The organism is Streptococcus oralis subsp. oralis, from assembly GCF_002096455.1.
In the GTDB taxonomy this organism is placed as follows: domain Bacteria; phylum Bacillota; class Bacilli; order Lactobacillales; family Streptococcaceae; genus Streptococcus; species Streptococcus oralis_CY.
Genome location: NZ_NCUL01000008.1, coordinates 640,006 through 662,866, shown reverse-complemented (window position 1 = coordinate 662,866; position 22,861 = coordinate 640,006). Strand labels below are relative to the sequence as shown.

23 protein-coding genes are annotated in these 22,861 nt (G+C 39.5%); 4 read left to right on the top strand and 19 right to left on the bottom strand.

Features of this window, described 5'->3' with window-relative positions; all coding sequences use genetic code 11:
• Positions 1-42 precede the first annotated feature (42 nt).
• Both ptsP and B7720_RS07760 read right to left on the bottom strand, forming a co-directional pair.
• Positions 43-1,776 (bottom strand): phosphoenolpyruvate--protein phosphotransferase, encoded by a 1,734-nt coding sequence (ptsP, locus tag B7720_RS07765; protein WP_000138129.1) that lies wholly within the window; start codon positions 1,774-1,776, stop codon positions 43-45.
• Positions 1,777-1,781: 5 nt separating this feature from the next.
• Positions 1,782-2,045, bottom strand: a complete 264-nt coding sequence (locus tag B7720_RS07760) for a phosphocarrier protein HPr (RefSeq protein ID WP_000146948.1) — start codon at positions 2,043-2,045, stop codon at positions 1,782-1,784.
• A 362-nt stretch (positions 2,046-2,407) separates the two neighbouring features.
• On the opposite strand from B7720_RS07760, the gene nrdH reads away from it, so the two are divergent.
• The 4 genes from nrdH (at position 2,408) to B7720_RS07740 (ending at position 6,924) form a co-directional block, all read left to right on the top strand.
• Positions 2,408-2,626, top strand: a complete 219-nt coding sequence (gene nrdH / locus B7720_RS07755) for a glutaredoxin-like protein NrdH (protein ID WP_000259240.1) — start codon at positions 2,408-2,410, stop codon at positions 2,624-2,626.
• 80 nt (positions 2,627-2,706) lie between these two features.
• A complete protein-coding gene (gene nrdE / locus B7720_RS07750) occupies positions 2,707-4,866 on the top strand; it encodes a class 1b ribonucleoside-diphosphate reductase subunit alpha (RefSeq protein ID WP_084857376.1) in 2,160 nt (719 codons plus the stop codon).
• A 188-nt stretch (positions 4,867-5,054) separates the two neighbouring features.
• On the top strand, positions 5,055-6,017 hold the full coding sequence (nrdF, locus tag B7720_RS07745; protein WP_000451373.1) for a class 1b ribonucleoside-diphosphate reductase subunit beta: 963 nt from the start codon (positions 5,055-5,057) through the stop codon (positions 6,015-6,017).
• Between the two features lie 139 nt (positions 6,018-6,156).
• The gene (locus B7720_RS07740; RefSeq protein ID WP_000917587.1) at positions 6,157-6,924 is read left to right on the top strand and encodes a DeoR/GlpR family DNA-binding transcription regulator; all 768 of its coding nucleotides are present in this window, start codon (positions 6,157-6,159) and stop codon (positions 6,922-6,924) included.
• Between the two features lie 39 nt (positions 6,925-6,963).
• Here B7720_RS07740 and lacG read toward each other — a convergent pair whose 3' ends face one another.
• The 17 genes from lacG to B7720_RS07655 all read right to left on the bottom strand — a co-directional run bounded on the left by lacG (position 6,964) and on the right by B7720_RS07655 (position 22,603).
• On the bottom strand, positions 6,964-8,370 hold the full coding sequence (gene lacG, locus B7720_RS07735; protein WP_084857374.1) for a 6-phospho-beta-galactosidase: 1,407 nt from the start codon (positions 8,368-8,370) through the stop codon (positions 6,964-6,966).
• Between the two features lie 84 nt (positions 8,371-8,454).
• On the bottom strand, positions 8,455-10,149 hold the full coding sequence (locus B7720_RS07730) for a lactose-specific PTS transporter subunit EIIC (RefSeq protein ID WP_084857372.1): 1,695 nt from the start codon (positions 10,147-10,149) through the stop codon (positions 8,455-8,457).
• On the bottom strand, positions 10,149-10,466 hold the full coding sequence (locus B7720_RS07725; RefSeq protein WP_001078319.1) for a PTS lactose/cellobiose transporter subunit IIA: 318 nt from the start codon (positions 10,464-10,466) through the stop codon (positions 10,149-10,151). Before B7720_RS07725 ends, B7720_RS07730 begins: the two co-directional genes overlap by 1 nt.
• 35 nt (positions 10,467-10,501) lie before the next feature.
• Positions 10,502-11,338 (bottom strand): PRD domain-containing protein, encoded by an 837-nt coding sequence (locus tag B7720_RS07720; RefSeq protein ID WP_084857370.1) that lies wholly within the window; start codon positions 11,336-11,338, stop codon positions 10,502-10,504.
• A gap of 236 nt (positions 11,339-11,574) precedes the next feature.
• A complete protein-coding gene (gene lacD, locus B7720_RS07715; protein WP_084857369.1) occupies positions 11,575-12,555 on the bottom strand; it encodes a tagatose-bisphosphate aldolase in 981 nt (326 codons plus the stop codon).
• 1 nt (position 12,556) lies between these two features.
• Positions 12,557-13,486: a tagatose-6-phosphate kinase gene (locus B7720_RS07710; RefSeq protein WP_084857367.1), complete on the bottom strand. Its 930-nt coding sequence runs from the start codon at positions 13,484-13,486 to the stop codon at positions 12,557-12,559.
• Between the two features lie 10 nt (positions 13,487-13,496).
• A complete protein-coding gene (gene lacB, locus B7720_RS07705) occupies positions 13,497-14,012 on the bottom strand; it encodes a galactose-6-phosphate isomerase subunit LacB (protein WP_001216921.1) in 516 nt (171 codons plus the stop codon).
• Between the two features lie 148 nt (positions 14,013-14,160).
• Positions 14,161-14,586: a galactose-6-phosphate isomerase subunit LacA gene (gene lacA, locus B7720_RS07700; protein WP_000029277.1), complete on the bottom strand. Its 426-nt coding sequence runs from the start codon at positions 14,584-14,586 to the stop codon at positions 14,161-14,163.
• A 286-nt stretch (positions 14,587-14,872) separates the two neighbouring features.
• Positions 14,873-15,769: an aldose 1-epimerase family protein gene (locus tag B7720_RS07695; RefSeq protein WP_084857365.1), complete on the bottom strand. Its 897-nt coding sequence runs from the start codon at positions 15,767-15,769 to the stop codon at positions 14,873-14,875.
• Positions 15,770-15,876: 107 nt separating this feature from the next.
• A complete protein-coding gene (locus B7720_RS07690; RefSeq protein ID WP_000382507.1) occupies positions 15,877-17,352 on the bottom strand; it encodes a PTS galactitol transporter subunit IIC in 1,476 nt (491 codons plus the stop codon).
• A gap of 54 nt (positions 17,353-17,406) precedes the next feature.
• Positions 17,407-17,712 carry a PTS sugar transporter subunit IIB gene (locus tag B7720_RS07685; RefSeq protein ID WP_000590551.1) on the bottom strand — a complete coding sequence of 102 codons (306 nt, stop codon included), beginning with the start codon at positions 17,710-17,712 and terminating at the stop codon, positions 17,407-17,409.
• Positions 17,713-17,746: 34 nt separating this feature from the next.
• On the bottom strand, positions 17,747-18,223 hold the full coding sequence (locus tag B7720_RS07680) for a PTS sugar transporter subunit IIA (protein ID WP_000521978.1): 477 nt from the start codon (positions 18,221-18,223) through the stop codon (positions 17,747-17,749).
• A 190-nt stretch (positions 18,224-18,413) separates the two neighbouring features.
• A complete protein-coding gene (locus tag B7720_RS07675) occupies positions 18,414-19,103 on the bottom strand; it encodes a sugar phosphate nucleotidyltransferase (RefSeq protein ID WP_000643950.1) in 690 nt (229 codons plus the stop codon).
• Positions 19,104-19,114: 11 nt separating this feature from the next.
• Entirely contained in the window at positions 19,115-19,993 is an 879-nt protein-coding gene (locus B7720_RS07670; protein ID WP_000791842.1) for a DMT family transporter, read from the bottom strand.
• Between the two features lies 1 nt (position 19,994).
• The gene (locus B7720_RS07665) at positions 19,995-20,852 is read right to left on the bottom strand and encodes a phosphotransferase family protein (RefSeq protein ID WP_000413085.1); all 858 of its coding nucleotides are present in this window, start codon (positions 20,850-20,852) and stop codon (positions 19,995-19,997) included.
• A 16-nt stretch (positions 20,853-20,868) separates the two neighbouring features.
• The gene (locus B7720_RS07660) at positions 20,869-21,891 is read right to left on the bottom strand and encodes a ribitol-5-phosphate dehydrogenase (RefSeq protein WP_000609901.1); all 1,023 of its coding nucleotides are present in this window, start codon (positions 21,889-21,891) and stop codon (positions 20,869-20,871) included.
• Positions 21,892-21,895: 4 nt separating this feature from the next.
• Positions 21,896-22,603, bottom strand: a complete 708-nt coding sequence (locus B7720_RS07655) for an IspD/TarI family cytidylyltransferase (protein ID WP_009730094.1) — start codon at positions 22,601-22,603, stop codon at positions 21,896-21,898.
• Between the last annotated feature and the right edge of the window lie 258 nt (positions 22,604-22,861).

Below are 22,861 nucleotides of genomic sequence, written 5' to 3'. Positions count from 1 at the left end.
TATCAAAAAAATCCCTGCAACTGGGTTGCAAGGACTTTTTGATTAATCAAAATTAACGTATTCTTTTTGAAGTTCAAGAACTTCTTCCATTGTTGAGCATTCTGTAAGGGCACGGTTTGCGTACTCTTCCATCTTAGCTGTATCGAGTTTCTTCATCAAGCTACGTGTACGAAGTACTGATGTTGCTGACATAGAGAACTCATCTAAGCCCATTCCTACAAGAAGAGGAACAGCTTGTTGGTCACCAGCCATCTCACCACACATACCAGCCCATTTACCTTCAGCGTGAGCTGCTTTGATAACGTTGTTAATCAAACGAAGGATTGATGGGTTGTATGGTTGGTAAAGGTATGAAACTTGTTCGTTCATACGGTCTGCTGCCATTGTGTATTGGATCAAGTCGTTTGTACCAATTGAGAAGAAGTCAACTTCTTTAGCAAATTGGTCTGCAAGCATTGCTGCTGCTGGGATTTCGATCATGATACCAACTTGGATATTATCCGCAACTGCAACACCTTCAGCAAGAAGGTTTGCTTTTTCTTCGTCAAAGACTGCTTTCGCTGCACGGAATTCTTTCAAGAGCGCAACCATTGGGAACATGATACGCAATTGACCGTGAACAGAAGCACGAAGAAGGGCACGGATTTGTGTGCGGAACATAGCATCTCCAGTCTCAGAGATAGAGATACGAAGGGCACGGAATCCAAGGAATGGGTTCATTTCATGAGGCATATCGAAGTAAGGAAGTTCCTTATCTCCACCGATATCCATTGTACGAACGACAACAGGTTTACCGTTCATTCCTTCAAGTACAGCCTTGTAAGCTTCGTACTGCTCGTCTTCTGTTGGGAAGTCTTGAGAATCCATGTACAAGAACTCTGTACGGTAAAGACCAACAGCTTCAGCACCGTTGTCATTGACACCTTCAACGTCTTTTGGAGTACCGATGTTGGCAGCCAATTCAAAGTGTTTACCATCAGCAGTTACTGTTTTAGCGTCTTTCAAGAGCGCCCATTCAGCTTTTTGCTTCGCATAAGCTTCACCAGCAGCCTTGAATTCTGCTGCTTGCTCATCAGTTGGGTTGATAATAACCTCACCAGTGATACCGTTAACGGCAAGAATGTCACCGTCTTTAACGATTTCAGTAATATTGTTTGTACCCAATACTGCTGCAATTTCAAGCGTACGCGCCATGATAGCTGAGTGGCTTGTACGTCCACCAATGTTTGTTACAAAAGCTTTTACAAAGTTTTTGTCCAATTGAGCTGTATCTGAAGGAGTCAAGTCATGCGCAATCACAATCACTTCTTCATTGATAGAAGCTGGGTTTGGCAATTTTTTACCAAGGAGGTTGGCCAATACACGTTTTGTCACGTCGCGGATATCCGCTGCGCGTTCTTGCATATATGGGTTGTCTTCCATGCCTTCAAAGATAGTGATAAACATGTCTGTTACTTCTTTCAGACCTGCTTCTGCATTCACTTTCTTCGCACGGATTGTTTCCTTGATTTGGCTGATCATTTCTGGGTCAGCAAGAACCATTAAGTGAGCGTCAAAAACTTGAGCTGCTTCTTCACCGAGCGTACCTACTGCTTTCTCGCGAATAACAGAAAGCTCGTCTTGTGATGCCTGTAGAGCGGCATCAAGGCGAGCTTCTTCTGCGTTTGTATCTTCGACTGTAATAGTCTCAAATGACAAATCCGGTTGAACGAGTAGATATGCTTTTGCAACTGCAACACCATCAGATGCTGCGATTCCTTTAAGCATTTCTGTCATTTTCCTTATGCCAATCCTTCTTTTTCCATAGTTTCAGTGATAGCAGCGATTGCGTCGTCAGCATCTGCACCTTCAGCTGAAATTGTAACGTCAGCACCTTGGCCAACACCAAGACTCATAACACCCATGATAGATTTAAGGTTTACTGATTTACCTTTGTATTCAAGAGTGATATCTGAAGCAAATTTGCTAGCTGTTTGAACCAACAATGTTGCTGGACGTGCGTGAATACCTGTTTCTGCCACTACGTGGAAATCTTTAGAAGCCATAGTTTGACTCTCCTTTAGTTATTTCTTTTTTGGATTATATGTGATAACCCTTACAAGACTGTATTATATCACCTTCTAGATTATTTTTCAAGTGTTTTATGGACTTTCTTCTATTTCCTTTCAGATAACTTGCTGAAAATCTTCTATTTATCTTACCAATATACAGTATATAGTTTTTTTGTTTTGATAAACTTTGATAGTTCAATGAAAACCCAATTTTACACTCTGACAAAACACTATATCTTGTGCTTTGTTTTTGAAACTGTAACTTTTTAGCACAAGATTTAGTTTAAAAAGTTTGACAAAGTTTTTTTTTCTGATATACTAAGAAAGTAATCAATTTTGAAAGAGGAGTTACGAAAATGGTAACCGTTTATTCTAAAAACAACTGTGTCCAATGTAAGATGACCAAGCGTTTCTTGGACAGCAACAATGTCGCTTATCGTGAGATCAATCTCGACGAGCAACCAGAGTACATCGATCAAGTTAAAGAGCTCGGTTTCAGCGCTGCTCCTGTTATCCAAACACCAACTGAAGTCTTTTCAGGCTTCCAACCAGGAAAACTGAAACAATTAGCATAATCTTAGTACATCATCCAGAAGAGATTGCTTCTAGGGCTAACTTAGAGGCCTTTCTTTTGTAATTAGATAAAGGAAATTTTATGGGATTAAAACATCTTGAGGACGTAACTTACTTCCGTCTCAATAACGAAATCAACCGTCCTGTCAATGGACAAATCATGCTTCATAAAGATAAGGAAGCTTTGGATGCCTTCTTTAAAGAAAATGTGGTTCCAAACACTATGGTTTTTGATTCAATTACTGATAAAATCAACTACCTCATTGAACACAACTACATTGAAACTGCATTTCTTAAGAAATACCGTCCAGAGTTTTTGGAAGAATTGTCTCAATTTATCAAGGATCAAAACTTCCAATTCAAGTCATTCATGGCTGCCTACAAATTTTACAATCAGTACGCCTTGAAAACTAACGACGGTGAATATTACCTTGAAAGCATGGAAGACCGCGTCTTCTTTAATGCACTTTACTTTGCTGACGGGGATGAAGCGATTGCGACTGATATTGCCAATGAAATCATCCACCAACGCTACCAACCTGCTACTCCTTCCTTCTTAAATGCTGGTCGCGCGCGTCGTGGAGAGTTGGTATCTTGCTTCTTGATCCAAGTGACGGATGATATGAACTCTATCGGACGTTCTATCAACTCAGCTCTTCAACTTTCACGTATCGGTGGTGGTGTAGGTATTACTCTAAGCAACCTTCGTGAAGCTGGCGCACCTATCAAAGGTTATGAAGGAGCAGCTTCTGGGGTCGTACCAGTTATGAAACTCTTCGAAGACAGCTTCTCTTACTCAAACCAATTGGGTCAGCGTCAAGGTGCTGGGGTTGTCTACCTCAATGTCTTTCACCCAGATATCATCTCTTTCCTTTCAACTAAGAAAGAAAATGCTGATGAAAAGGTTCGTGTTAAGACCCTTTCACTCGGTGTTGTAGTACCCGATAAATTCTACGAATTGGCCCGTAAAAATGAAGAAATGTATCTCTTCAGCCCATATTCTGTAGAACTTGAGTATGGTGTGCCATTCAACTACATCGACATCACTGAAAAATACGATGAATTGGTCGCAAATCCAAATATCCGCAAGACAAAAATCAAGGCGCGTGATTTGGAAACTGAAATCTCTAAATTGCAACAAGAATCTGGTTACCCTTATGTCGTCAACATTGATACGGCTAACCGTGCAAATCCTGTTGATGGAAAGATTATCATGAGTAACTTGTGTTCTGAGATTCTTCAAGTTCAAGAACCAAGCTTAATCAACGATGCTCAAAAATTCCTTCAAATGGGAACGGACGTTTCATGTAACCTTGGATCAACAAACGTGGTCAACATGATGACGTCACCTGACTTTGGTCGTTCTATCCGTGCGATGGTTCGTGCTCTTACTTTCGTTACAGATAGTTCACACATCGTAGCTGTTCCTACTATCGACCACGGAAACAGTTTGGCTCACACCTTTGGTCTTGGTGCCATGGGGCTTCATAGCTACCTTGCCCAACAACTGATTGAGTACGGATCACCTGAGTCAATTGAATTTACAAGCATCTACTTTATGCTTATGAACTACTGGACCTTGGTAGAATCTAATAACATAGCGCGTGAACGTGGTATCACCTTCCACAACTTTGAAAAATCAGACTATGCTAACGGAAGCTACTTCGACAAGTACGTGACAGGCGAATTTGTTCCAAAATCAGACCGTGTTAAAGAACTCTTCAAAGATGTCTTTATTCCAAGTGCTGCTGATTGGGCTGAACTTCGCGAAAAGGTTCAAGCAGATGGTCTTTATCACCAAAACCGCCTTGCTGTAGCTCCAAATGGTTCTATCAGTTACATCAACGATGTTTCTGCATCTATCCACCCGATTACGCAACGCATTGAAGAACGCCAAGAGAAGAAAATCGGTAAAATCTACTACCCTGCTGCAGGTTTGTCAACAGATACTATCCCTTACTACACTTCTGCTTACGACATGGATATGCGTAAGGTGATTGATGTTTACGCTGCTGCGACTGAGCACGTGGACCAAGGGCTTTCACTCACCCTCTTCATGCGTAGCGACATTCCAAAAGGTCTTTACGAATGGAAGAAAGAAAACAAACAAACGACACGTGACCTATCTATCCTTCGTAACTATGCCTTTAACAAGGGTATCAAGTCTATCTACTACGTCCGTACCTTTACAGACGATGGTGGAGAAGTCGGTGCTAACCAATGTGAAAGCTGTGTGATTTAATTTTTGCTTGAGGAAACTACATTTTCTCAGATTAGTGATTCAATCACCGTGTTAGACTGGAATAAGCATCTATACTATGAAATAACAAAAAGTCGGGCTTCCGACTTTTTGTGCGATACTCCTCTAGAATTATGATAAAATAGAAATAATTGTGAGCTCGCAATATTAAACACAGAAAGAGATTTCAAATGGAAACTTACTACAAAGCCATTAACTGGAATGCCATCGAAGATGTCATCGACAAATCAACTTGGGAAAAGCTGACAGAGCAATTCTGGCTCGATACGCGTATCCCCTTGTCAAATGACCTAGACGACTGGAGAAAACTATCAAACAAAGAAAAAGACTTGGTTGGAAAAGTCTTTGGTGGTTTGACCCTTTTGGATACCATGCAATCTGAAACAGGAGTTCAAGCACTTCGCGCAGACATCCGTACACCACATGAGGAAGCTGTTTTCAACAACATCCAGTTTATGGAATCTGTCCACGCAAAATCTTACTCTTCTATCTTTTCAACCTTGAACACCAAGGCCGAAATCGAAGAAATCTTTGAATGGACCAACACTAACCCCTACCTACAAAGAAAAGCGGAAATTATCAATGAAATCTACCTCAATGGTAGCCCACTTGAAAAGAAAGTTGCCAGTGTTTTCCTTGAAACTTTCCTCTTCTACTCTGGTTTCTTTACACCGCTTTACTATCTTGGTAACAACAAACTAGCCAATGTTGCAGAAATCATCAAACTGATCATTCGTGATGAGTCTGTTCACGGAACTTATATTGGTTACAAATTCCAACTTGGTTTTAACGAATTGCCTGAAGAAGAGCAAGGAAAGCTCAAAGAATGGATGTACGATCTGCTCTACACTCTCTACGAGAACGAAGAGGGCTATACAGAAAGCCTCTATGACGGTGTTGGTTGGACTGAGGAAGTTAAAACCTTCCTTCGTTACAATGCTAATAAGGCTCTTATGAACCTAGGACAAGATCCACTCTTCCCTGATTCAGCTGATGATGTCAATCCAATCGTTATGAACGGTATTTCAACAGGAACTTCTAACCACGACTTCTTCTCTCAAGTCGGAAATGGTTACCTCCTTGGTGAAGTTGAAGCCATGCAAGACGAGGATTACAACTACGGTTTGGACTAATTTGACCAATCATTCAAAATATCATGGTTTGTTTAAAACAACCATGATATTTTTGTTTTTGTTTTATTTTGTTTTTTTCTATTTGATTGATTGAGCGTTTTATGGTAAGATAATAATAGTAGAAATCGAGGTGATAAGGATGCTAAAGCAAGAAAAACTAGATAGTATTCTAGAAGCAGTAAATACAAAAGGCACTATTACTGTAAAAGAGATTATGGAGAGTCTTGATGTGTCAGATATGACAGCTCGCCGCTATTTACAAGAACTAGCAGACAAGGATTTGCTGGTTCGTGTGCACGGTGGCGCTGAAAAACTTCGTACAGGTTCTCTCTTAAACAACGAACGCTCAAACGTCGAAAAACAAGGCTTGCAGATTGCTGAAAAACAAGAAATTAGCCGTTTTGCAGGGCATTTGATTGACGAAGGTGAAACTATTTTTATCGGGCCAGGAACAACCTTAGAATGTTTTGCTCGTGAGCTCCCAATTGATAATATTCGTGTTGTAACAAACAGTCTTCCAGTTTTTCTAATCCTAAACAAACGAAAACTAACAGATTTGATCTTGATTGGCGGAAATTATCGCTCCATCACTGGTGCTTTTGTAGGGACACTTACCTTACAGGATTTGACCAACCTTCAGTTTTCTAAAGCTTTTGTAAGTTGTAATGGTATTAAGGATAAGGCAATTGCTACTTTCAGTGAAGAAGAGGGTGAGGTACAACGAATCGCCTTGAACAATGCCAATAAAAAATACTTACTAGCAGACCACAGCAAGTTTAATAAGTTTGATTTTTACACTTTCTACAATATCTCAGAGATTGATACCATCGTTTCAGATTCCAAACTGAGTCAGGAAACATTTGAAGATTTGTCGAAACAAACAACCATTCTTTTATCAAAACCATAAAAATTCCCCTGCCTTTTGGCGGGGAATTTTTGTTGAATTTTATTCAATAAGTTGGGTCTCAGCTAGTTTCTTGTACCAGTGAGCCGATTTCTTTGGATAGCGCTCCTGAGTTTCAAAATCAACATAGAAGAGACCGTAACGCTTTTCATAGCCATTTGACCAAGAAAAGACATCCATCAGCGACCAGATAAAGTAGCCTTTGACATTGGCTCCATCAGAGATCGCATCTGCAATCACTTCCATATGTTTCTTAACATAATCAATCCGTCCATCATCGTAGACTGTTCCATCCACAAACTCATCTTTGTATCCGAGACCATTCTCTGTGATGTAGATTTTTTTGTAATTTGGGTAATCTTTCTTTACGCGCATGATTTGATCATACAAACCTTGAGGATAGATAATCCAGTCCCAGTCCGTACGTGGTACATAATCAGGCGCCACTCGACGTCCAACTCCCTTAATCTGATATTTAGAGCTTCCTTTTTCACCCTTACCGTTATGAATGATTTCTGTTTCGCCATCAAAGGCTTGCATCCAATCACTCATGTAGTAGTTAATTCCAAGGAAGTCATTCAGGTCTTTTGCAGCTTCTAGGACTGCGAAGTCTTCTTCACGCAAATCTAAGCTTCCACCATTGACTGCTAAGATATGGTTGACACCTTCCATTGTTTCTTCGGAATATCGTCCTAGATAAGTCGCATCCAAAATAAATTTATTGTGGATGATATCTTCCAGCTCAGCAGCGCGAACATCTGCTTGATTTTCAGGATCTAGAGGATACTTGGTAGGCAGGGCGTGAACCACACCAATTTCACCTTTATAGCCTTTATCTTTATATAGCTTGACTGCACGCGCATGCGACACCATCATATTGTGATGAGATTGAAAGACTTTGGCAAGATCATACTGGATACCTGGTGGAAATTTCCCAACCAAATACTGACCATCACCGATTGGTCCAATTTCATTAAAGGTTGTCCAATAGTTTACTTCTGGGAATTCTTCAAAACAGAAAGCCGCGTAGTCTACAAAGTGTTCAATGTTTTCACGGTTTAAGAAGTCTCCATTTGAATGTAGAGCTTCTGGCGTGTCAAAGTGATGGAGAGTCACGAAGGGCTCAACATGACGTTTGTGGCACTCTGCAAATAGATTATGATAGAACTCAACCCCCTTGTCATTAACCTTCCCATAACCAGTTGGAAAGATACGTGACCAAGCGATTGAAATACGGATACCATTGACACCATACTCTTCTGCAAGTTTGAGGTCAACTGGGTATTTGTGATAGAAATCACTGGCTGGTTCAGCAGTGTACCAGTAGTTATCTTTGAGGTATTTGTCCCAGGCGACTGGCCCTTTACCATCAGTATTGGTCGCACCTTCTGCTTGATAGGCTGCTGTTGCCCCGCCAAAAATAAAGTCTTTTGGAAGTGTTTTTGTCATTTGATTCACCTTTCAAGAAATAGAAATGAGATGGAGATAGAGTTGGGAGGAATTCCTCCATCTCACTTCTTTGCTATTTACCTTTTATTCTTCAAACTGCGCTTGAACAAAGGCAAGAGCACCTTTTCCATCGCGAGTCAGTTTAATGTATTGACCACCTTCTGTCTTGGCAAGTTTAATACCAAGCTTGTCGGTTTCGGCCTTCATGTCTTCAAAGTTTGAAGCTACTTGAGGAGCAAGGATAACTAGATCAAACTCAGGCAACATTTCACGGTGAGCACCATAGCCACCAGCTGCTGCTTTAACAGGAACCTTGTACTCCGCAGCTGCCTTGTTTAGAGCATTTGCAAGGAGACCACTTGTACCTCCTCCTGCACAGAGAACGAGAACATTAGTTTCTTCTGTGATTGTGTTTTGCGCTGCTTCTACACCTGCTTTTTCAAGAATCGCATCTGCTTTGGCAGTATTGAAGTTTGCAGCTACTTTTTCTTTTAATTCATCATTGGCTTTACCAGAACGTTCTTCTTCAAGAATTTGTTCATCATAAACCTTGAGGAATGGATAGTAAATGGCTACGTCAACAAGGATTAACAAAGCAGCAAGTACAAATGACAAGAATTGGAAGTTTGTACCGAGAACAATACCGAGCGGACCTGGTGTTGTCCAAGGAAGGTTGGCTGTAAATGAGTTCATGCCAAGTGTTTCAATGAAGAATTTAAAGATCCATACGTTGGCAATTGGCGCAAAGATGAAAGGAATAAAGAAGATTGGGTTCAAGACAAGCGGTGCACCAAACAAGATTGGTTCATTTACACCAAAGAAAGTTGGAACTACTGAAGCACGTCCGATTGCACGGTTACGTTTTGATTTTGTTAACCACATGAACATGAATGGAACAACCAGTGTCGCACCAGTACCACCCATGGTAACGATAAACATTTGTGTACCAGAAGTAAGAATCTTGTCAGCGTGCATACCTTGTTGGAGAAGGTTCAAGTTGACTTCGGCATTTGCATAGGTAATAGCTGCGATTGCTGGTTCAACGATAGATGGACCATGGATACCAACAAACCAGAAGAAGGCAAAGGCACCAAAGATAATCGTAATACCTAGATAGCCATCAGCAGCAGAGAATAATGGTGCAAAGAATTTACCGATTGATTCAGCTACGCTTGCACCAACAAAATGGCGAGCTAGTAAATCAAGGACATAAAGAGAAACAACAGATAGAGTGAATGGAATCACATCTTTAAAGACTTGTGAGATATTGGGTGGAACTTCGTCAGGCATGCGAATAGTGACGTTGTTCTTAACACAAACCTTATAGATTGCTACAGTAACAAAGGCAGCAAGAAAGGCTGAAAGCAAACCTTTTGTCCCCAAGAATCCAGTAGCTAGGCCATTTTCGATAGGATCAGCTGCCAACATCAACAAACCAACAATCGCAGCCAACAGTGTTGACATATAGTTGATTTGGTTGGTTTTTTCCATGCTGCGGTTTACTGAGTCGGTCAATGACTTAGCTGTTGTACCAGCTACCAAGAGAGCCAGAATCCCCATTGAATAGCTATAAGGTTTCATTAGGAAATTAACAACATCATCAGACCATTTAAAGCCCCATGAGTTTGGTACAAAAGCAATCAAGATAAAGATACTTGAGAAGAGAATAACGGGCATACCAGCGATGAAACCATCACGAATAGCACGAAGATAGATATTACGAGATAATTTCTCAAAGAAAGGCTTTCCTTTCTCGATAAATGAAATTAGTTTGTTCATTACTTAACTCCTCTCTTGTAGAGTTCGATTAAATGGTGCATCAAATCTTTTAACAAAATGGTAGTCATCAAGTGGTCTTGGCCATGCATCATGGTCACGCTATAAGCCAAATCCTCACCAGCTGCTTCCTTGGTCAATAGACTTGTTTGCGCGTGATGAGCCTCGGCGATACAGCCACCAGCTTCCTCAACTAAGCTATCTGCTTTCGCAAAATCGCCAGCTTCAGCAGCCTTCAAGGCTTCCAATAGTTTCGAACGAGCATCGCCAGCATAGGCTACGATTTCAAAACCTAACAATGTTACTTCTTCTCTATTCATGATAGAATTCTCCTTATGTATTTTTAATTAAATTTTTATGACAATAAACGTTGGATATGTAGAACTAGATAAACTCGTTCACTTTTATACAAATCAAGACCCGTATGTTGCGTAATCACATCATAGATCTTGGAACCAATCTCGAACGCTTTTGGATAGGATTGTTTAATATGATCTTCCATATCCAGAAGTGATTGGTTATCATCTCTAGATCTGTCTAAATAATCCAAGAAATAATTCAAATGAATCATAAAACGATCATAGAAATGATTATTCTCTTTGGTTCGTTGAATTGCATAACCCTTTAGCACTTCTTCAACATTCCTGAGAATTTCTTTCCTCTTATCAATCGACTCAACCACTTGAACTTCATTTTCCCCTTCGGCATTGATGAAATGATAAGCGATCCGAATAATTTCATCCTCAGGGAAATGATCTGTCAACTTCTGACAATAGATTTCAAAGGCTTCCTTTGCGATTTGAAAAGCGACAGGATACTTAGTGGAAATATCTGGCAGATTACTATCCTTGTACCTTCCTTGTGCTAGAGCTTGGTAAGAGCAGTAAATATGATCTGTCAAGGTTACGTAGAGATACTCTTGAATCGGATAATGATATTTCTTTGATAGCTTATCAATGATTTCATAAGTCACTGTGATAAAATCAAGCGGAACATCTTTGAGGAGAGCCATAAAATTTTCTCTGGACTCTTCTGTCTTCATCCGAAAGATTTTCTCGACCTGATTTTCAGCAATTAAGTCCCCTTTCTTCTTTCCAAATGCAATCCCTTTACCAATCACAATCACTTCTTCTCCTTTGTCATTTCTGACAAGTGAAACATTGTGATTCATTGGGTTTAGAATTCGATACATGGCAACCTCCTTTTGCATCTTAAAGGTATATGAGTATAAAAAATGATCACAAATGAACTAGAAAATCAGCCGATTTCTAATTCACCTGTGATCATGCCTAATATTACTTAGTAACACTCACCTTGTATTAACTTGTGATTTAAGTATAGCACAAGTAAGTTTTTTTGTAAACCTTTACATTCAACTTTTTTTAAAATTTTTATTTAGATCAATGTTCCTAAGATTAGGGGGAAAACTTATACACGTTCAGTCCATGAAGTCGCTGTGGTTTGGAGAACTTTGTTGAGTTCGTCAATGTTCTCAAATCCAGTTGTGCGTAGCCATTCACGAGCTGCTGCTTCACCGTCTTTGATGTAGGCTTCAACTGATCCTGCCCAGGTTGCACGGCCACAAAGAACGCCGTTGAAGTTTGCGCCTGATTCGTGAGCAAAGACAAGGGTTTCTTGGAAGAGTTTAGCTGACACACCTGCACTCAAGTAGATATATGGCAAGTTAGTCGCTTCATCTTGTGCTTTGAAGAAGGCTGCTGCTTCCTCACGAGTATGAACGATTTCTCCATCACCAAAGCCTTCAACGTATTTGACGTTGACTGGAACTTCCACTTTCAAGACATCGATGTTGAAGCGTGGGTCTGAGAAGACCTTCATAGCACCAATAACCTTGTGTGGCTTCACTTTTGCGTATTCTGCTGAACCTGCATCAGCAATTTTTTCATCGTAAGCCAAGATTTCAAGGAAGAATGGAATATCTTCTGCCACACACTCTGAACCGATGCGTTCAATGTAGGCTTGTTTTTCTTGGTTGAGTTCGTCAGCGCTGTCTACGTCATAGTAAAGCAAGAACTTAACAGCGTCTGCACCTTGTTCTTTGATGCGTTTTGCAGACCAAACATCCAAGCAGTCAGGCAAGCGTTTAGTGCTAGTTGTATCGTAGCCAGTTTTCTCATAAGCAAGGAGAAGACCAGCATTTGGATCAAGCGCTTTTGTAGCTGGAAGACCATACTCTGGGTCAAGAAGCATAGAGGATGCGTATTTTGTCAATTCATCTGCAACTAAGACTTTGAGTTCTTCCATTTGAGCCACTGTCGGCTCTTCTGTTTGGTATTGAGCCATAAGGCGTTTCAAAGCACCACGTTGGTCAAAGGCAAGAGCGGAGATAATGCCATTTTCATCTGAAAGTTTTTCTAAGCGTGCACGTTTTTGTTCTGTTAAAGCCATTTTATACCTCTTTTACTATTAATTGATCATATAAAGCTTGATAGTTGGCCATATTGACATGACCTGTCATCTTTTCTTGGGCATTGAGCATACCAAGGACATTGGCCTTGATGAGGAGTTCTTGATCAGATTCCTTATGAAGAAGACCTGAGGAAATCCCTGCCACAGTAGAATCTCCAGATCCAACAGGGTTCACTACCTGAATTCTTGGAATATCAACCTTGTAGAAAGTATCCCCATGCTTTGCAAAAGCACCATTTGCACCAAGTGAAACAATTATCCACTCAATCCCTGCAAATAAAGGCTCTTGAAGAACTTCTTTTAATTCATCCAACTCCTCAGAAACTTCTTTCCCAAGAAGCTGAGACAATTCTTCGTTATTTGGTTTAATAACTGTTGGTTTGTGTGGTGATTCAAGAATCGCCTGAAGAGCCCCACCTGAGCAGTCTAGAACAACTGGTTTTCCTGCGCGATTAGCAAGTTCTACTAAGCTTGCATAGTAGTCAACTGGAAGACCTGCTGGAAGACTACCAGAGATGGCTACTACTTCCACAGTGTCAAGAAGATTTTCGAAATGAACCAAGAAATCTTGCCCTTCTTGTTCCAAAACTTCAGGCCCTTTTTCAAGGATTTCTGTTTGGTTGTCTCCGTGCAGAATAGCGATACAGTTACGAGTCTCTCCTTGAATGGAGAAGAAACGTTTCGTTACTTTATCATCGATATGCTCTACTAAAAACTCACCAAGTTTACCACCGACCAAACCGGTAGCAACAACAGAATCACCAAATTCTGAAAGAACTCGTGTAACATTAAGACCTTTCCCACCAGCTGTCTTGGTCACGTCTACCACACGGTTGACAGTGTCAATTTTTAATTCATCCAAAGGATAAGAAATATCAATGGATGGATTCATTGTGACTGTTAAAATCATGCGTCACCTCTTAGTCGTGGTATTCACCGCGATCCCATTTTTCAAGGAATTCTGTAAAGAAGTTTGCATCTGCTTGATGAGCATTGTGAGTTTCAACGTGCTCAATTTTCGCAATCAATTTTTTGTTTTCTTCTGATGGTTTGTATTCAGCATTGATGAAAGCTTCAATGATGTCGCACATGAGCAATTCACCAGTGATTTTACCACCAAAACCAATAACGTTGGCGTTCAATTGTTCTTTTGCATAAAGAGCCGTTGTCATATCACGAACCAAGGCAGAACGAACTCCTGGAACTTTATTTACAGCGTTGTTGATACCAACACCAGTACCACAGATACATACCCCAAGATCAGCTTGACCGCTTGTAACGGCTTCACCAACTTTTTTACCAAAGATTGGGTAGTGAGTACGTGTGTGGTCATAGGTACCAAAGTCGATGACTTCATATCCTTTTGATTTCAAAAATTCTGAAACCGCCATTTTTTCATCTGTTACGATGTGGTCACATCCAATTGCAATTCTCATTAGTTATTCCCTCCGATTAATTATATAAATCTAATATCATTTATCCTTACTCAAGAAAAATCAAGATTAGCTTAGGAAGCGAGCTGCAAGCATAACTGAAGTTAGCTAAAGTGAGCTGACGACAGATTATCTTGATTTTTGAAGAGTATTAGCACATTTTGTTCAACATGTCGACCCTGATTTGGTGACGTCCACCATCGTATTTACCGTTAACAAATCCTTTAGCAATGTTTTTAGCCAATTCATCACCAACAAGTTGTGCACCCATAGTGATCATACGTGAGTTGTTGTGTCCACGAGTCATATAAGCTGAACGTTCATCTGAAACTTCTGCAGCAACCATTCCTTTGATTTTTGTTGCGACCATAAATGGACCAGCACCATAAGCATCAATCACGATACCAAGATTTTGTTCTTCTTTGTTTACTTCTGCAGCAACAGCAAGAGTCACATCAACAAAATCTTGACCTTCAGCTGTAACATCCACAACGTGGAAGTTTTCTTTTTCCAAGAAGTCTTTCACAACTTCTTTCAATCTCAAACCTGCAGCATCTGCACCGATAACAATAGACATATTGTATACTCCTTTTTATTTTTCTAGGCTAGTAAAGACTTTTATAGTTAGCAGTTTACCTACAAAAGACTTTCTAGCAGTTTAGTGACAAATTTGATTGAATGAGATGAATATCACCTTATCCAAGTCCAGGAAATCAAGTTCCTGGAAACAAACTTTCTCCTCAAAAGAGAATATAACAAGTGATTGTTTGTTTGTTACAAACATCATTTGTTGTTTACAAACATAATATACTCCTATTTATAGAAAAAGTCAACAGTAAATGTTTGTTTTTGTGGTTTTTTATCTAAAATATTTCAATATCAAAGCCAATCTGATCTACTTGACCAGGTTTTAGGAGACGAACGTTTTTCTTATCTTCTAAATGATCTCCTTCTTCAAGAGATGTTGACAAGCCAGACCAAGGTTCAAAGGCAATGAAAGGTCCCTTATTCAAAGTTGACCAAATGATGAGATTTGAAAACTCTTGGAAATGTACTTTTAATCCCTTCTCATGTTTATGAGAACGAAGGGCAATTGTTCTGGATTGCAACTCATCCAAAGTCACTGCATCAACACTGAACAAATCGTAACTGAGATCCACTTCCTTTTGCGAATCCAACCATGGACTTCTATCTTGAAAGTCTAACATGCCAGTTTCTGGGAAAGGACGGGGAACAGAGCAAATCTCTTCTTTCTCAAACTCTAAATAGTAATCTTCATAAGTTTCGCCATCTAGCAGAGGACAATTAAATCCTGGATGTCCTCCTATAAAGAATGGCATTACTTTATTAGTTTCTCTATTGAAAACTTTGTATTGAGTACGGACAGTCTTGCCATTCACTAGATAAGTGATCTCAAGGCGGAAATGATAAGGATAGTTCTGATAAGTATTCTCATCATCTTCGATAGCAAAGGTTACACTGTTTTCTGTTTGATCAACCAAGTCAAATTCTTTTTTACGGACCAAACCATGGCGAGGAATGTTTCCTTTCGTCTCCGTTCCATCTGCATGACTGTAGAAGGCTGTATCTTCTCTTAAAGAGCCACAGATTGGAAAAAGTACTGGCGCTTGTCCACTCCAGTAAGTGGCATCTCCTTGCCACAGATACTCAATGCCTTCTCGATCCTTGATCGACGACAAGGCGCCACCTAAGGTTTTAAACTGGACCGTTAACTGGTCTGATTTGATTTCAATTACCATAATATTCTCCAACTATTTTTAGATCTTTATATAAAAAACTAGGTTGCCACTCCCAATGTAGGAAATTAACAACCTAGTTTTCACAATTTACATTTTATAGGAGCGAATTATTTAGCATTTGCTGCGTATTCTTCGTTACGTTTGATCATTTGTTTTCTATACCAAGCAAAGATACCTACATAGAATACAAGGAAGACTGCTGCACCAAGGATTGCTTTGATATCACCTGTTGTAGCATTACCGATTGCCCAACCAAATAGTTTTTCAATTGGTCCTTCAAGAGTTGAGTGAGTAATCAATTGAGATTGGTTCACACCTTCTGGGAAGGCACCTACACCTTTAGCAAGTTCTGTTGCGAATGGTGCGATAAGAGTACCTGAAAGAAGGAAGAGAGGCAACAAGAGTGTTCCGAAGATAATCATACGGAGCAATTTACCACGTGTAACAACCAAGAGAGCTGGAGTCACACCCATAGCGATGATACCTGCAAGTGGCAAGATACCATTTCCGACGTTTGAAAGAAGCACAGCTTCTACTAGCATGATTGGAGCAAGTACGTTTGCACAAGCCCAGATTTCAGCACGACCAGCGATGAATGGCCAGTCAAGACCGATGTTGAATTTACGTCCTTGAAGACGTTTAGTAGCAACGTTTGTAATACCTTGTGAAAGTGGTTCTACGGCTGCGATGAACCAAGATCCGATAAGTGAGAAGAGTTCCAAAGCTACACCGGCTGTCAAACCAAGAGACAACCAACCTTTAATAACAAGTTCCCATTTATCGGCTCCTTCTACACCAGCAACTGGGTGTGGAGTCCCCATCAAACCAATAACAATACCAAGGATGAAACCGATAAAGAATTTAGATCCCCAGAAACCGATTTTTTTGTTCAATTTTGCAGCGTCAAAGTCATATTTATCGAGACCAGGCAATACTTTATCAAAGATTTTATCCAAGACCATGATAACTGGGTTCATCATGTAGTTCATGTGAGTTGAAGTCATTGGTGATGAACTTGGTGCATTAAGAAGGTCGTCGAAAGTTGGTTTCATCAAATCAGAGTTGATGATTTTCAAAATACCTACAAGGACAACTGCTGCAGTTGCGATGAAGAGTGAAACCCCTTGGCTAACTCCATTGTTGTCTGCGTACCATTTGATCAAAAGACCAGTGATTGACAAGTGCCAGATATCGAAGATATCGACGTCAAGTGTATCTGTTTTCTTCATTGCAAGCATCACAATGTTGACAATCAACATTACAAGCAAGAAGTAAAGTGTCCATGCAGATCCCCAAGTGATGGTTGCAAGTGGTGCCCAACCAACGTCAGTGATGTTCAATTGAATACCAGTATTTTCAACGAATTTTGCAAGTGATGCTGAGAAAGCTCCGTTGAGCATACCGATGATAGCACCGATACCAGTAAGGGCGATGGCAAGTTTGATACCACCTTCAAGCGCTTTGGAGAATTTCACTCCAAATAGTAAAGCCAATACTGTCAAGATGATCAGCATGATGATAGGACCACCCATTTCCAAGACTGGCTTGAAAATCTTATTGGCTAGTTCGATAATGACATCCATAATAGTTCCTCCCGTTTTTTTAGTTATATGAATGTTAACAAGATAAAGAATAAATTAGCTTAGTCCGTGTTCTTTGATAGCTGCTTCAATATTGTCAAATACTGGAGCGCTCATCGCTGGAATACGGAACAAGATTGGTCCAGCTTCAATTACTGGAATACCAGGTTCAAAACCAAGGTCAGTTGCAGCGATTGGTGTAAAGATATCGTAGCCCTTGATAAGGTCTTCGTTTACATCTTTCACCATGACGGCATCACAGTGAACGTCATAACCACGGTTTGAAAGTTCTTCTTCTAGAGCACTTTTAATTTGGTGACTTGAGTTAACACCTGCACCGCAGGCAGCAAGAATTTTAATCATTTGGATTTCCTCCGATTTTTTTTAATAGACAAGATTAAGCGGTTGCTTCAGCAATGTAAGCATAAAGTTTTTCTGGTTCGGAAATTTTTGATAGATCTTCCAGATGTCCATTTCCTGTGAAAAAGTCCATCAACTGAGCCAGAATATTTGTTTGACTTGAACTTGAGTTGTTAATGATAAAGAAGAGTAGGGACACTGCTACTTCCTTATCAGGAGCAATCATATTGTGAAAAGTTACTGGTTTTTCTAATCGAACAACCACTACTTTCTCAGCTAGATTATGAACAATATCTGTATGAGGAATCGCTACATTTGGCAAGTCCTTTCCTAGAAATTCCATATCTAAACCAGTTGGAAATGACTTTTCACGCGTGATCAAGGCTTCACGATAAGTTGGAGTGACAATTTCTCGTTCTTCCAACAAGCTTGCTACCTGATCAAAGAGTTGTTCTTGATTATCCGCTTCTAAGCAAAACACCAGGTTTTTGTCAAAGAAATGATCTAATCCCATAACATTTTCCCTTCTTTCAATTATCTTTTATGCTATAAGTATAACACTATATGAAATCGTTGTCAATAATTTTTGTTTTATTTTGTTCATTTTTTTATAATTTTTGTTTCATTTAAAGAATACAATCAATATCAAACATTCTTGTTATAAAATACACAAAAAAAGAAGGCTCAAGCCTTCTTCTCATTCCTTACTCAATGGTAGATAAAATCTCTTCTAACTTATGGTAATCTTTTACACTATCAATTTCATAGATGCTATTTCCTTCTAATTCTTCGACATAGACATCCAATTCTTTGATATTATCCTTAACCATGTTGTCCCAGTAGAGATCAACAAATTCACCACTTTCGTAAGCTTTGTCAATAAAGCCAACAATCTTCTCAGCAGTTGGTGCATCCCAGAATGAAACTCCGCTCAGAATGCGACCAGCTTTGCTGTCAACAATAATGTCTTGAACCTTGTAGTCATCACCGTAAACCAAGAACCACTCGTTCGTACAGTCTTCACGATAAACGCTAAAATAGGTAGAACGTTTAAGATCGTTTCGAAACATATTTTTGAAAAGATAGTTATCTGCATCGATGACGTAGCTGTTAGCCAAATCTTCTTTTACTAGATAAAGTGAGTAAAAGTTATTGTAATCAGCATACTTGTCGTTAAAGACTAAACGGACACCATATTTTTCTTTTAGGTAGTCAAATTGTTCTTTGAGGTAACCGACAACGATGATAATCTCATCAATTCCTCTCTCTTTCAAAAACTCAATTTGGTATTCTACCAAGGGTTTTTGATTAACCTTAACCAAAGCTTTTGGTGTATTTTCAGTCATAGGGCGTAGGCGAGTTCCTAAGCCCGCTGCTAAAATAATCGCTTTCACACGAATCTCCTTTATTCTTTAATAATAATATAAACACCAGCCATAACAATAAGTGAAGTGATGATTGTCAGCATATCTAGCGGTGCACCCAAGAAAATAACTGCAAATAAGACAGTCCAAACTACATAGCTCACATTCAAACCTGTCGCTTTCGCAGGTTGCAAACGATTAATGGCGATATAATAAGCTAAGTAGGAAATCATATCAAAGGCCGCAAAGACAATCAAGAGGCCGAATAATTGCCCATCTGCCACTTCTGCAAATGAATGGTGAGAAAAGAGCACAATCACAAGATAGGACAAGAATGAGGTTACTTGTCGAATTAACAAGGCTTCAATTTCACTTAAATCACTTTCCATAGCATAGGAGCTGAGAACACTTTCACTCCCCCAGGCAATGGCACAGATAAGGGCACAAAGAATCCCAATGTAAAACGAGTTAACTTGTTCAACCTTGTAGGTTTGAGCAATGATCGCTGCAATAATCAAGAAAACACCAAATACTGTATTCTTTGAAACCTTGTGTTTCAAAATGAAGAAGGCGAGCAAAACTGAAACTGCTGGGTAAATAGCTGATACAGATGAAGCTAGAGAACTACCGATATATTTAACTGCATAAAGATTGGCCTGCATACCAATTGGTCCTGCTAGTAAAGCTCCGATAATTACACTCACATTTCGAATATTTAAGAAAATCGAGAGACGAACTTTTCTTTCTTTTACCAAAAGAAAAGCTAACAAGATAAAGATACTCAAGAAATCATGAGCAGCAGCCACCACAAAGGGTGAAAGATTTGTAAAAATAGAAAAGATATAAGCACTAATCGTTAGACCTAATCCCCAGAAGATACCAGAGAGCAGACCAAAGGAAACACCATTTTTATTCTTCATCCTAACCTCCATAATAAGTCAAACCTTCGACAGCTCTTTGGTAACGATTGACACCGTAATCTCCAAAATCAGCCCCTTGAGCTTCTTTGTACACTGTCCACAAACTCCAGATAGTATCTTGCAAGATTTTATAGATACGAATCTTCTCACGTGATACAGGCGTTTTGTCACTTTCATAGTAGGAAAGGAAATCATCTTCCTCTTGCTTTGTAAATTCAGACTCTAAGAAAAGAGCTGCCAAATCCCACATCGGGTCATTCATAGAAGAGTATTCCCAGTCAATCAAATACAAACGACCTTGTGGTGACTCGATAAAGTTTTCTGGTACCAAATCGATGTGACAGGACTTTCTATCAACACCCAAATCAGCCAATCTCTTTTCTAGTGAAAATACATCTTTTCTTACAGCTTCATAGTTTTCATAAGGGATAGGTCCCTCAATCAAGGATTCATATTTGCTGATTTCCTCAAAAGGAGCAAATTCTCCTCTTAATTCTTTCCCTGAAGCGTGGATGGTTTGTAAAATTGGTGCAATCTTTTCAAACTTGGACTTAATTGATGTTGAATCAAGAGTTACTGCTGATTCGATGTACTCATTTACTTTGATCCCTGACTCAATATCAAAGAGGTAATTTTTGACATCTAAATCTAAATCCTCTAAAAGTTCAAGATTGTACTTTTCATTTTGACGATTGATGAGTTTTTCAGTCCCTTTACCAAAAAATTTCACAATATACTGTTTGTTGGTTGTTTTAACCAAATAGTTTTGGTTGGTCATGCCTCCCAGCTGTTCAACACTGAGTACTTCCTCTTCATCAGATAGTAAAGAAGAAATTTTTTCTTTGATGAGTTTCTCCACAATTAACCTCCATCTTCTACACTTCCCACTTAAATACTGTTTTGAAAGCAGTATTTAGGTCTGTAGCAAAGACACGGTGAATGTCCTTGATTTCTCTCACAGGCTCTTCAACATAAAGGATATTCTTCAGACGATTCGCAAACTTTTTAACTTCCATCATTTGAATGGCCTTCTCAAAATCGACGCGTCCTGAACGAGATGAGCCTACTAATAACAATCCTTTTTCCAAAGCATCTCGTGTATTGATATTAACCTTGTATTCGCTCACTCCCATCATGAGAATCGTTCCCTGTGGACGAATATAGCGAATCAAGTCATTGATAGCTGGTCCTGTACCATCACCACCGCAACACTCAAATCCATGATCAAAGGTCAAATCCTCTGGGATATTATCCGTGATGTAGCACTCTTTTGCAAAAGAGAAGAGTTCCAGTTTTTCCCAATGGCGACCAATCACGATAATCTCTGCTTCTGGTAGAGTGTAATTGATAATATTCGCAACCACAAAGGCCAAACTACCATCTCCGATAACAGCGATGCGCTCTCGCTTGCTATGAGCGAGATGCAAGAAACGATCCATAGCATGCATACCGACACTTACAAACTCAGTGATGGCAGCAACTGTATCTTCGATATCATTATAAGAAACGACTCGGTCTTTTGGAAGAGAGACAAATTCTCGCATAAAGCCATCATAACCACTAGATAGGAAGTAGGTTCCTGTCATGTAGTTCTCGTAGAACTCCTTGTCACTCTGCATAGGCGGTTGATTGGGAATCATAACTACCTTTTGACCAACTTCATAAGTCCCAGTTGGATCGGAAATAACAGTTCCACAAGACTCGTGAATCATGGCCATTGGAAGCTTTTTAGCCAAAATCTTTGGATCGCGTTTCCCTTGATAATAACGTTGATCTGCATGACAAACCGCCATATAATTTGGACGAATAAGGATATGATTCTCCTGATCAATGTCCTCTTCTTGGTATTTTACATTGATAAACTTTGGTTTGGTCAGTTGATAAATTTGATTAATCATAGCCTTAGTCTTTCTCAATCATGCTTTTCGCGATTTTCAGGTCTGTCACAGTTGTGACTTTAAGATTTGAATATTCCCCTTTAGCTAGGGCAACGTCTTTTCCTTTGATAACAAAAATCTTACATGCATCTGTCAGGATTTCCTTTTCTTGGTCAGATAGGGAACCATACAAATCCATGAAATCCTTGCAGCGGAATGTCTGAGGTGTTTGACCTTGATAGAGGTGAGCACGATTTGGAATATCAGTGATAAACTGACCATTAGTACTTTCAACAATGGTATCAACTGCTTCTACTACTGTGTCAACTGCATCATGATTTTGAGCCAGTTTGATATTGTCCTGAATCATGCGAAGTGTGATAAAAGGACGAACAGAGTCATGCGTAATCACGATATCTTCTGGAGTGATTGGACGGTAGGCATCAATAGCTTCTATAATCTTCTCGATACTGGTATTGCGATCAGCACCACCCTTTGTAATGATGATGCGATCCTTGTGAAGAGAAAGATACTTGTCAACCAAGTCCTCAGCATGAGATACCCAATCTCCATGAACTCCAACTACAATTTTTTCAATACTTGGTTCCAAAACAAATTTTTCAATTGTGTGGATCAAAATAGGACGATCACCCAACTCCAAGAATTGTTTTGGTAAATTACTGATTCCCATGCGTGTGCCAGTTCCTCCGGCTAGGATTCCTGCATAGATCATTTATATTCTCCTTTAGTTTATTCTAAAAAACTCATTATCATCTATTATATCACAATCTGCCTCCATCATGAAGAAAAGACAGTGAATCATTTAGTCTAATCAACACACCATTTAAGGTAAAAAGTGAACAATGTGTTACTAAATCCGGAAAGACCATAATAAATCAAGAAATAAAATTAGGTTATCCTCTATATTATCCATTCAACGTTCGGTTAATATAGAGTTCTTTAGAATATAATAGAAACCTTAAAGAAAGCT